Origin of the sequence: Rhodocaloribacter litoris, assembly GCF_011682235.2 — a bacterium.
Lineage (GTDB): Bacteria > Bacteroidota > Rhodothermia > Rhodothermales > ISCAR-4553 > Rhodocaloribacter > Rhodocaloribacter litoris.
Map to the genome: position 1 here is coordinate 998,963 of NZ_CP076718.1, position 12,103 is coordinate 1,011,065.

The window sequence follows — 12,103 nt, forward strand, 5'->3', positions numbered from 1 at the left end:
TCAGGACGACACACAACAGGTATGTTCTTTACAGATACGTTTCGAACCCTTCGCCGGCAGGTGAAAGGACTGTACCTCTGCTTTCCATACACTGCCCGCGACGACGGGGATAGTGTACTACACGGCGAACGGAAAATAAAGCGGCCTGCAGCGATACGGCCAAATGTTACAATCTCGCTGCCGCCCGGACGAACCCGGGGCAAAGGAAAAGAGAAGGGCCCTTCCCGCCGGCCGGTTTCGGGAAGAGCCCTCCGCGCGTTCGTATGGTGCCCGTCCGGCCGGAGTTGCAACACGCTCCCCGGCCGGCCATGGCGGTTTACCGGACAAGCAGGGCGGTGCGGGTCACCTCGAAACTTTCCCCCCGTGCCCGGATCAGGTACAACCCGCTGCCCAGGCCGGTGCCCGAAAGCACCAGTTCCTGCCGTCGTCCCGGCGTGAGTTCACCGGCATAGAGCGTCTGCACGCGCCGGCCGAGGGCATCATAGACGGCCACCTCGACCCGTTCCCGGCGTGCCACTTCCAGGTCCAGGCGCGTCTCCGGGTTGAACGGGTTCGGATAGGCCGCACTCAGAAGGTACCCGTCCGGCAACCCGACCGACACGCTCACCTCGGCCGAATAGGCAAAGCTGCCGTCGAAGTCGACCTGCCGGAGGCGGAAACGATGCGTACCCGCCGGCAGGGCCTCGACGCGGTGCCGGTAGGTTCGGGCCTCGTTCGTGGAGCCGTGCCCTTCCACGAAGGCCAGCGGCGTGAAGGCCGTGTCCCGGGCCGCCGCGTGCTCAACCCAGAAGCCGGCGTTGTTCGTCTCGGAAAGCGTGCGCCAGACGAGCACGGCATCCCGGCCGTCGGCCAGGGCATCGAACTGCGCCAGTTCCACCGGGAGCGCGGCTCCGGTGCTGATGCTCTCCATGACCTCGATCTCGCTGGTGGTGTAGACGCCGTCCCCGGACGCATACGTCACCACCACATCATCCACGCTTTCATCAACCGAAGGACGATACACGCTGTACGCGATGGATGCACCTTCCGGCAAGCCCGGATCACCCGTAAGCGGGTTCTCGCCCCATACGGTGATGCTGGCAGCCTCCCCTTTCTTGAAGGTGACCTGCCCGACACAGAGGGCCCCGTAACGCGCAGTGATGACATCACCGGTCTGCAAATCCGTGGTCACGCTGGCGGGCACAACCACCAGCGCACTCTTTCCGGTCTTACAGGCACAACCGGCCTCCGTACCGCATTCATTGGTCTGTGCTATCAGCGGATTGGCGAGAACAAACGCGAAAAGGAAAAGCACTACTCCTTTCATGACACCTGCCGATCTTGATCCCCCTCACCGACTGCACTGGAACCCTCCAGGATAGCGGCGAAGTGTTGTTTGTTTTCACGTTAGCCTTGCGGCGTTCGCTTACGGGATCAGTATCGGCATGGCTGAAGAGTCGATTAAACCATAACCTTCTCTTTTTTATGGCAAAAGCATGACACCCGGAATCATCGTTTTAACCCATATTTAACACAGCAAAAAAGGGGAGCCTCACCGGACGTGAGGTTCCCCTTTCTCGAACGCGAAGACGGTCTATCCGACGATGCGCCGCGTGACGGGCATCGCCACTGGACGCGTGACGCGTCCACCTTACGGACTCAAGGGATAGGTCAACACGGCCACCCCGGAAACATACATGCGGTATCCCTGTCCCGGTTTCATGGTGCCGATGTCGTTGATCCCGAACTCGGGGTAATAGATGCGCCCGAGGTTGTCGATCACGACCACGAGCTTGTCTGCGATCGAGGCCAGGGCCGTTTCCAAAGGCATCTCTTGTGCGGGCAGGAAAGGCACGAGGTTCCACCCGGTCGTCAGGTTGATCGGCATGGCGACCGGGGAGATCGGCGTCCCCTCGACCGTCAGCGTGGCCGCCGCCCGGGTGTTGACCTCATAGGCCTCAAGCAGATTCCACGTTCCGATGTCGTTGATGCCGAACTCGGGATAGTAGACCTTTCCCGTGTTGTTCTGCACCAGGACGAGCTGGTCCCCCAGACCGGCCAGCAGCGTCTCAACGGCGAGGTTGGTGGGCGACACATTGAGCGAGACGGTGTTCCAGCCTGCCGCGAGCGTAAGGGTCTGGGTCGTGGTCTCGCCTCCCTCGACGTCATCCGGCTCGGTGGTCGTGATGGTGTACTGCAGCGACTTGTTCGTCGGCATCGAGATCGCCGTGCCAGGGTTGCCGTGCAGGTCGAAATGCACGGTACGGACACTGGTCTTGGTCTGGTACGGATCGTAATAGATCTGTGTGGAAAGCCGCACTCGCTGGGCTCCCTCGGGAAAACCGACATAAACGTACTGTGGTCCCTCTCCCAGAAGAAAGTCCCGCCCCAAACGGAGTTTGGTGGTCGTTACGATTTCAGGGATACCATCGCCATTCTGATCTTCCGGCATGGGCTTCCAGGAAGAACCATTCCAATATTCTATGGTAGTATCATTTAGATACATTTGCGGTTTATCTCCTGGGGTAGAGCTTGTCATTCGCAAGAATACGGGAATAGAAGCCCACAGCTCAGTGATCATGTCCGTAGCATCTGAGATAATGGTATGCGTTACACGAGCACCGTTGGAAAGAGCCTCTATCTTGTTCTCAATGATCACTTGCCCCTCAAGCTCGTAACCTGTCTCCTCACCGGATTTCTTCGAAGTTACATCCACACTTGGATCGTTGAAAAAATTCTTCACAGTCACGCTAGGCGGAAAACGATTTAAGTCAAATACTGCGGTTCGTTGGAGATGCTGCCCTCGTAAGTGCAAAGTACTAAATCCCTTGCCAAACTCATCTTTTCCCCAGACATGGTGACCCGCTTTATAATCAAGGTTATCCCAGCACCCGGAGTCTTCAGTATTGCCATCACATCCCCCTTTACCATGACGATTGATAAGAATGACGCCAGTCGTTTCTGTCCAAAAGGTTTCGATTTTTCCTCCATACCATCCACCATAACCACCCTGGCGAGATTGAGCCTCCACAAAAAAACCCCAATCACGCACCCCATCGGTGTTCTTGTAGGCCCAGTACTCGTAGCCCGTTGGTGGGCCACCAAATACCTTGCTATAATAATAGCCAGAACGAGCAATTGGAGGGTAGCTATTATTCGTACCTTCAAGCGCTTTCAAACGCGAATACCATCCTTTTGCGGGGACATATTCGGTTTCCTTTACCCATGGCGACCACCCATTCCATTCTCTTGGAGTACCCACATAAACTGCCTGCATCTCAGATGTACGCTCAACTAAATACTCCGCAATATCCCTGATCATATTAATTCTTGATGGCAGCAAGGGATTGTGCTCATTTCTATAAACTCCTTCATACGCCAATTCGTTAGGGAAAAGATCAGCTATAACTTTGTATTTGACCCCTGATGCCTGACCCAAGGGCACACCTGCACCCGTACGCCCTACATATCCGGCTCCACCGTGATACTTATAAGCTGTTCTTGGTCCCTTATTGTTTTGCCAGATTCCTGGTTCGTAAAACATCTGATAGAGGCGAAATTCTTCCATTCGACGGATAACTTCAACCATAAACTGCCACTCTGATGGTATCGCACCTGTATTCCGATCTAGGACTGCAGCCACGGCTCCTGTCAAATGATAAAGAGATTCTCCACCATAGAAAATGTCAGGCTGATCCCCCTCCATAATGTATCCTGTTGGGCTAAAGACTCCTCCTCTTGGCTCTGTGCCATCCAAAGGAAACACTTTATGCTTTGTCTCCAATTCTCCATCTGGGTAACCAAAAAGCCAGCGTTTGACGGCCTGCACTGCTTTAGCCTTAAGTTCTGGATTATTTGTGGCCATGTAAAATTCTGCTGCACCGTGAATGAAGAACATATCCATGTTGGTATTCACAGCTCGCGGCGCCATATCACTAGTAAGTGCGTGATCAAGGAAATAACCCATACCTTCCTCAAAGGCATCACGCACATTCTGCGGCATAACTTCTCCGGCCCAGCGATAAGCTTCAGCCCAGCTAAGGAAAGCTTTCCCAAACATGTCTCCCCAAGCAGCATAATTATTACTCAAAAGATCTTGGTGATACATTATCATGTCCACGATAGCTACTATCATAGCGCGGCGTCCCATGGCTGGATCTTTGTAGTATGGGTTACCTTGACCTCCTCCAGATAGAGGAATATCCAAATTATAAATCTGAGCTGGCTCATTAGCCCAACTACGAGCAGGATTGCCACCATATTCGCTTCCAGGCTCATGCCATATGCGCACTACACCTGTAGCTTCAATACCTTTGCCATTACCTGCATCCAACACATACCACTCTGGTTCTCCACGAACGACACGACTTGTTGTCAAGTTTCCTGTTGCAATCCAAAGATCAGCAAGTTCATCATCGGTTAGAATATCCGGATCAAAAGTAAAAGATTTACCCATATCTAAAGCCACATCTTCTACAGCAATAGTTTCAAGCCAATCGTATAAGGTAACTTGATATGAATATGTTTGAGGCAGGAGAGCATCCCGATTAAACCCAGGGTCACCAATATTGAATGCTAATGCCATGTTCACATAATAGTCTAATGGCTCTAGCTTATCGTACTCATCGTAAATTATAACCTCAGAAATAAGACCCGTAAAATTATTACCACCTACTTCAACATCATCCCCCTCCCTTTCTAAGGCACAATCAGCATCATCAGTCCAAGTCTTGGTTTTCATGAGTGTATTACTTTGCCAAAACTCCACCGTATTCAATCCATTTCGCATTACGATGGGAAGAAAGGCTGCCTCCGAAAAAGGAGTAGGACCTATATCTGGTTTACATTTATTAGTATTGACATAACTTTGAACTCCTCTGTAAGCCAAACCTTCATGAGCCCTAAGCCGGGAGGAAACCTGTATCATCGTCGGCTCACGCGATGTATCGCCCGTTCTCTGAACGAGTGCAGCCAACATATAGTCTGTAGTAGAGATCGGTTTTTGCAGATCTTGTACACTAAGCTTTGTGTCTACTAGTCCTCTAGGGTTGTCACTCGCCCGAAGAAAGAGAATAGTAGGATCATCTGTGTCAGACTTGATCATAACGCCATTTTCCACAACAATCGGCTGTGCACCAGGATCAGACTGACTGACATGCGCTCCATTACCACTCTGGTCGTACCATTTCACCACATATCCGTCTCCAGCTCCTACAAACGCAAGAAGGGCTGCTTCGTCAATGAGCCCATCAGCACCAAAGCCGATGTCCTGCTCGGCGTTGTCGCTCGAGCGACGCACCCGGATGACCGGGCCGTCATACGAGCTGGAGAGCTTGCGCAGGCTGTAGGCAGCGTAGGCGTCGGGATAGTCGTCAAGCAAGTAGGACTGGGCTGCGGCGGGAGACATACCGCAAACCAGCAGCAGGAGACACCCCACCACATACCCCGCCAACATACCCTGCCGCCGGGTGGAAAATTTTTTCCGCACCGTTTCCATCGAGGATGACGTGTTGTTGCCTGCCATAATGTCGATCCAGCACATTCCCATGGTCACAAACTACGGTAAAGACGGTTTTTGGGCCGTGTTCCAAGGTGGGTTAAGACCTGCGGCTAACATCGTCCCCCCGCTCGAGCAGCTTTAATACCATAGCCGGGAAAATGGGGTGGGAATCTTTCCCGACCTTCGGCGTCACCGGGGCCGGAGAGGCGCCACATGCCCCGCGTCATGTCAAAGAAAAGGGCGAAGCGGTACCTACCGCCTCGCCCTCAACAGGGGCAGATGTATAGTATAAAGCAAGACTGTCCCGCAGAGGTCACACAGCTATGGCGAGTTTGTAACGACTTCTGAACCTTCGAGCACCCCGGCCAGGACCTCCACGATGCGCCGGGCGGCCTGGCCGTCCCAGAGCGGCGGAATCCGCCCCGTTTCGTACACGCCGGCCCGCAACGCCGTCACGCACCGGGCAATGCGATCGGAGTCGAGCGGCATCAGGGCGTTGGTCCCCAGCTCGATCGTGACGGGACGCTCGGTGTTCTCGCGGAGCGTCAGGCAGGGAACCTGCAGGTACGTCGTCTCCTCCTGGATGCCGCCCGAGTCGGTCACGACCACGGCGGCGTGCTCCATCAGACGGAGAAATTCCAGGTAGCCCAGCGGATCGAGCAGGTGCAGGCGAGGGACGGCGGCCAGCCGGCCAGCCAGATCAAAGTCGGCGAAGCGGTTGCGCGTGCGCGGGTGGATGGGGAAGACGACGGGCAACTGTTCGGTGAGGGCTTCGAGCGTTTCGAGCAGCTTCTGCAGCCCTTCTTCCCGGTCCACGTTGGAGGGGCGGTGCATCGTCATGAGCACGTAGCCGCCGGGCTTGAGGCCAAGGTCCTCCAGGATGGTCGTCCGGGCGGCCTTCTCGCGGAACTGCACCAGCGCGTCGATCATCACGTTGCCGACGAAGAAGATCTTCTCCTCCGGCACGCCCTCGGCACGGAGGTTGTCCAGCCCGCTCTGTTCGGTGACAAAGAGGAAGTCCGAGACGGCGTCGGTGGCGATGCGGTTGATCTCCTCGGGCATCGTGCGGTCGCCGCTGCGCAGGCCGGCCTCGACGTGCGCCACGGGCACATGGCACTTCGCCGCCACCAGGCTGCACGCCAGGGTCGAGTTGACGTCGCCGACGACCACCACCAGATCGGGCCGCTCGTCGAGGACGATCCGCTCGAAGGCCACCATCACGCGGGCGGTCTGCTCGGCGTGCGTGCCGCTGCCGACGCCCAGGTAGACGTGCGGCTCGGGCATCTCGAGCTGGCGGAAGAAGATGTCGCTCATCCGGGCGTCGTAGTGCTGGCCCGTGTGGACGATGCGCGAGGCAAACGCCGGGTGTGCCTCGAAGGCCCGGTGCAGCGGCGCCACCTTCATGAAGTTCGGCCGCGCCCCGACCACGTTCAGCACTTTGATTTTGTCCCTGACTCCTTCGAAAATGCTCATGCTTGTCTCGTTTCTTTCGTCTGATTTCGTACCATTTTTCGAGGAATACGCGCAATGAGCCCGGTGCTGGTCCAGCCGGGTCTTCATACCGCCTCGGCTTCGGCGGGTGCCCGCAACTCCGGTGCGGGTGCCGTGCCCGCGATGCGGGCGAGCAGGTCCGCATAACACCGCGCCAGCTTTTTCCGGTCGAAGTGCGCGTGCACGAACGCGTGGCCGCGCTCGCCCATCTGCGCGTGCAGCACCGGGTCGTTGCGCAGCCGGAGCACCGCCTCGACGAGCTCGCCGGCCTCCTCGGGCGTGATCGGGATGCCCGCACCCGCGGCCTCGATGATCGCCCTGGTCTCCCCTTCCACCCCCAGCACGATCGGCGTCCGCGTGACCATCGCCTCGAAGATCTTCGACGGGATGACCGTCTTGAACAGGTCCGACCGCCTCAGGTGCACGACGCTCACGTCGGTCAGCGCCATCAGGTAGCGCACGTCCTCCTTGGGCACCTTGTCCACCAGGCGGACGTTGGGCAGGTTGAGCTCGGCCTGCCGGGCTTCCAGGCGGGCCCGCTCGGCGCCGGTACCGACGACCATGAACACGACGTCCGGATCGGTGCACCGCTGCGCCGCCTCTAGCATCACGTCGGCGCGGTGCGCCATCCCGATGGTCCCGATGTAGGCGGCGACGAACTTGCCCTCGACGTCGAGGCGCTTCCGCCAGGCCGCCAGGCGCTCGGGGTCGAGCGGCTGTCCCCAGGCGTCGAGGTCCGCCCCGTTCTTGACGACCGTGATCTTCTCGCGCGGGATCCCCCGGTTCGTGATGAACGCCTTGAAGGCATCCGTGACGACGACGATGTGGGCGGCGCGCTCGTAGAGGAACTGCTCGACGCGCTCGAAGAAGCGGATGACGGCGTTCCGGCGCACCGCCCCGACGGCCACGACCGACTCCGGCCACAGGTCGCGCACCTCGAAAACGAACGGCACCCGCAGCTTCTTTCCGACCAGATACCCGGCGATCCCGGCGAAAAACTGCGGCGACGTGGCCACGACCACGTCCGGCCGCTGCTGCAGGCGCCGCACGTGCCAGCGGGCCGAGAGCATGAAGGAGATGTAGCTGAGCGTGCGTTTGAGCACGCCTTCGTTCGCCGTGACGTACATCGGCACGCGGGTGACCCGGATGCCGTCGACCACCTCCGTGGCAAAGCGGTTGGCGTACCCGCGGTACACGCGTCCTTCGGGGAAGTGCGGGGCGCTCGTGAGCACCTCCACCTCGTGCCCGTCGGCCACCCACTGCTTCGCGTGCTCATAGAGGCGGGTCGCCGGCGCGTTGACCTCGGGCGGAAAGTTGTTGCTGATAAAGAGAATGCGCATCGTTTCAGGCAGATCGTTCCGTCTCACTTTCCCTACTCATCTTCTCATTGCGAGACGGAACGCGGGCTGACGCTCAGGTTCGCAAACGGAAATCAGGTGTATGCACGCCCTGAACAAGCGCCGTGCCGATCACCGCGCCCTATTCGGATAGACGTTCCAGTGAAAAACCTCCCTCGCATGGTGCCGGTGGATAACGCATCACGATCTGTGTGCAGGGATGAGCCTCTCCGAAATCAGGAAACCACTCGGCCGTTACCAGTTCGACTTCGGCGTCCGTCTCCAGGCAAACATCCACGTCCTCTCGTCGAATCAGCCACGTGTCCGCCTGCTGCTCCACGCGACAGCCTGGATGCAACAAGAGCCGGGCTTCCACGTCTTGCCCGGCTCCTCCATGTATCTGGTCCCTCACCACGATTTTTTGCGGAGACACTTCATACCTTCGCCGGTGCACCGGCCGCCCGAGAAGGTATCTGTAGCCGTCATGCTCGCCGACAAGAATGAATCCTCCATTCCGTTCTTCATACTTGATACAGCGCACACGTGCCAGACGACCTACTCTGAATGCTCCCCAGAATTCACACTGATCCTTACCATCTATGGTAACCGTATTGTGTGCTTTCGTACTTCTGGAATAATGCCTCCGTTCTCCGGGATTGTACTCATAGACCCCTGTATCCACGATTATGCGCTTACCGCCGATCGTCCACTCGAAAGAAAGAATGTCTCCATGACCATGTGCAGGCAATTCTTCAGGAGCAATGATGCCGCAATCAACCAACACAAAATTCCCATCCCGAAAACCATAGTATCCGGCTTCTTTCAGTGCGAAGGAACGACGTGGCGTCTTCCCTCGCCCGCCCAAATTCTGCCATACACGAAGACTTTCGTCCGGTGCAAAGGCCATGTTCAAACCACCGTCATTGAAAAGGCTGACTTTGCCGTCCGGATGGGTCAAATCTACCAGCACCTGTGCCATCTGATCCAGAACAGAACCCAGATGCTTCTTGAGTTCGCCCTCCTTCAATACGTAGTAACATTCGATCAGGTCGGCAAATACTTGTGCGTGATATGCCGGGGAACGTTCATAGTGCATTCCATCCGGCAGTATCTGCCGTGCCACTTCGCTTCGCAAAAGTTCTGCGCCCTTTTCATACCATTTGTCAGCTTCCCGAAGATTCCAGAATCTGCCGGCCCATAACAGGGCCTTGATATTCTTGATGAGATGATTGCCTCCGATATCTAATTCAATGTTTTCATAGAGGAAACGCTGTTGCACATACAGCGAGATAAGCATACGCTTCCTGAAACTCTCCGGCCACCGTGTCCACCTCACGGCGTATTGCTGCATCCATACGACACAGCGGATGGAAAGCGCATAGCTGTTCCAGTTGTCGAGCCAGTATTTCTCCTGATACGGCAGCACCCGTTCGATCCAGTCGTCAATGACCGCCCTGCAGGTTTCATCCGACAGCGCTTCGAGGAACTCCATGTAGTGAAGGTTCAAAAGCCATAGACGGGTGCCGTATTGAAGCTCTTTCGGACGCCAGTCGAAGGGCAACTGGAACGTACGCGATTCGTTCAGGAACGTCAGAACGACACGATCTGCTTCTTCTCGCGCGAGTTGGGTCCGCGGTGCAAACAGAGGACGCGGCAGAGGTTCCCGAAGGATCAGTTCAGGAACCGGGGCTTCCAGCAACCGCCGCCGGTATCGTTCCGCGTGGCGAACCCGCCAGTGACGGCGAAGCATCAGGTGCAGACGTGCCCAGAGTTGTTCCGGGCGATGATGCCACACCGTGCGCCAGAAACGCATCCACTCGTCAGGCGACTTCACGCTGTGCTCGTGTTTGACGTCGAGAGGTACTGCCCCTGCGCGAGGCGGCGTGCCAGCAGTTCCTTGATGGCAGGGGCCATCACGAAGCACTGCCGGTGCTGCTCGGCGTGCTGAAGGGGTGGCGGCAACGAGGCCGGGGGATGGAGAACCGTTTCCAGCAGGGCACGCACGCCCATGGCCACACACCGGCGACGTAAGGTCTCGATCGTATCCCCGGGGCGAACCGGCACCGGATGAGTGGAGATCACCCCCCCCGTATCGATCCCGCGGTTGATGAGATGAATCGTGACCGTGGGGGCATATCCCAGAAGCAGTGACCATTCACAGGCATTCATGCCACGAATTTCCGGCAGCGGACCGGAATGCGCATTCAGAATACGGCCTCTGGCTGCATCGATGATCGCCTCACGGAGGATACCCCCACCGCCGTATACCACCCAGTCCGGTTGCTTCTCGCGCACGAGTTCGACGGCCTCTGACTCATTGATCGAGGAGACCATCCGATACGTCACATTCGTCTTGCGCGCCCAGGCACGCAGCGAACCGGCCCGGAGGCCCCACTCCTCCATCAACTCGGCGAGGTCATCGGTTCCTTCTTCGGCCACTTCGGTATCCGCTCCCAGCAGACGAGGGATGGCAGTGCGAACAAAGCTTCCTCCTCGCTGCCGGATCAGTCCTCTCAGTCTCTTCCAGTTATACGGGCTGACAACGATGAGTCCTTCGATACGACATCCTCGCTGCTGCAACGCCTGGGCCAGAATCGATACGTGCGGGGCGCGATCAAATCCCGCCGTCAGTATTACACGCGGTTCGTCCTTCATGCTTCTCGTTCGAGGCGTTCCATGAGCAGCATCAGGGCATCGGCGTGGAATTTGGCAGCCCAGTTGGGATAGCGTAGGGCCATGTAGCGCCCCCACACCGGCCGGGAACCGGCGATGCCCCCACGTATCCCGCCATGCGGGTGACGCAACGACTGCGTCGAACAGACGTAATCGACCAACTTGCAGGCCGCATTAACCAGACGAAGGTCTTCCGATCGCGCCTCGTATTTGAGCAGGCAGATGGCCGTCTGCACGTTCCCCGTCAGGCAGGAGAAACGGTCATCTTTCCTCCAGGCCTCGTCGTAGGCCCCGGCAAGCCTGCCCCGGTACAGTTCGGCCTGCCGGTAGAGACGCTCCAGCGCCGTTTCGGTCGGTGCACCGTACGTTTTCCAGTCATCGAGCAGGCGAGCACTTTCCAGCAACCCCCGCAGGGTATACGCAATCGTGTGCGTGAACGCCGGCCGCTCCGGATCAAAGCCCCAGCCCTGAATCACTCCGTTGGCCCGGCGTCGCGACAGAATACGATCCAGGACACGCACCGCCGCCGCGTGAACCGGCTCGTCGCCGGATCGCTTCCACACCTCCAGCATCGGCCAGGCGACCCTCGTGTAATAGGAGGGATTGAAACCGTCCCGGTAGTTTCCCTGCTCCCATTCCCCTTCACCATTCACACCCTGCGCCAGCCAGCGCGCGCCCGCTCTGGCCGCATCGAGCCAGACGGCATCCTCCGTTTCGTCGAACAATGCGCAGAGTCCCAGCAAAATCTGTCCTGTGTTGAAGATACTGGGATTCGGCCGCGCGGGCGGATGGGTTCCCCCGTGCCAGTACCCTCCTTCATCCTGAATACCGAGCAGCCAGTTGCCCAGCCCCATGGCACGCTCACGCGCCTCCGAGGCACCCGTCACGCGCGCATAGTGCAGCAGGGTTGGAATGATGTAGCCGGTAGTTTCCGGATACGGCGGCGCCCACCGCCCCCAGACTCCGAAATAGGCACAGGAACCGCCCTTGCCATGGTCGATTGATCGATAGAGCCACGCTACCGTGGCGTCGAGGTGCGTTTTATAACGCTTCAAAGCAGGCCATTGCGCTGTGTCTGCTTCCTGCCTGCCATGTGCTTCTACTACCGCGCTCGCGTGCATAC

Annotated in this window: 7 protein-coding genes; all 7 read right to left on the reverse strand. The window is 57.8% G+C overall.

Annotated features, from left to right (window positions below; all coding sequences use genetic code 11):
• Window positions 1-316: 316 nt before the first annotated feature.
• A complete protein-coding gene (locus GQ464_RS04210; protein ID WP_228350581.1) occupies window positions 317-1,003 on the reverse strand; it encodes a T9SS type A sorting domain-containing protein in 687 nt (228 codons plus the stop codon).
• A 627-nt stretch (window positions 1,004-1,630) separates the two neighbouring features.
• Window positions 1,631-5,521, reverse strand: a complete 3,891-nt coding sequence (locus GQ464_RS04215) for an arabinofuranosidase catalytic domain-containing protein (protein ID WP_228350582.1) — start codon at window positions 5,519-5,521, stop codon at window positions 1,631-1,633.
• Window positions 5,522-5,800: 279 nt separating this feature from the next.
• Window positions 5,801-6,952, reverse strand: a complete 1,152-nt coding sequence (gene wecB, locus GQ464_RS04220) for a non-hydrolyzing UDP-N-acetylglucosamine 2-epimerase (protein WP_228350583.1) — start codon at window positions 6,950-6,952, stop codon at window positions 5,801-5,803.
• 83 nt (window positions 6,953-7,035) lie between these two features.
• Complete coding sequence (locus tag GQ464_RS04225; RefSeq protein WP_166979309.1) at window positions 7,036-8,310, reverse strand: glycosyltransferase family 4 protein; 1,275 nt, start codon at window positions 8,308-8,310, stop codon at window positions 7,036-7,038.
• A gap of 139 nt (window positions 8,311-8,449) precedes the next feature.
• Window positions 8,450-10,141 (reverse strand): heparinase II/III family protein, encoded by a 1,692-nt coding sequence (locus tag GQ464_RS04230; RefSeq protein ID WP_166979307.1) that lies wholly within the window; start codon window positions 10,139-10,141, stop codon window positions 8,450-8,452.
• A complete protein-coding gene (locus tag GQ464_RS04235; RefSeq protein ID WP_166979304.1) occupies window positions 10,138-10,962 on the reverse strand; it encodes a formyltransferase family protein in 825 nt (274 codons plus the stop codon). The genes GQ464_RS04230 and GQ464_RS04235 overlap by 4 nt, the downstream gene beginning before the upstream one ends.
• Window positions 10,959-12,035: a prenyltransferase/squalene oxidase repeat-containing protein gene (locus GQ464_RS04240; RefSeq protein ID WP_228350584.1), complete on the reverse strand. Its 1,077-nt coding sequence runs from the start codon at window positions 12,033-12,035 to the stop codon at window positions 10,959-10,961. Before GQ464_RS04240 ends, GQ464_RS04235 begins: the two co-directional genes overlap by 4 nt.
• Window positions 12,036-12,103: the final 68 nt, after the last annotated feature.

Coding starts and splice junctions, on each gene's coding strand:
- GQ464_RS04215 (WP_228350582.1), bottom strand. CDS start 5,521: ATGTGCTGGATCGACATTATGGCAGGCAACAACACGTCATCCTCGATG.
- wecB (WP_228350583.1), bottom strand. CDS start 6,952: ATGAGCATTTTCGAAGGAGTCAGGGACAAAATCAAAGTGCTGAACGTG.
- GQ464_RS04225 (WP_166979309.1), bottom strand. CDS start 8,310: ATGCGCATTCTCTTTATCAGCAACAACTTTCCGCCCGAGGTCAACGCG.
- GQ464_RS04235 (WP_166979304.1), bottom strand. CDS start 10,962: ATGAAGGACGAACCGCGTGTAATACTGACGGCGGGATTTGATCGCGCC.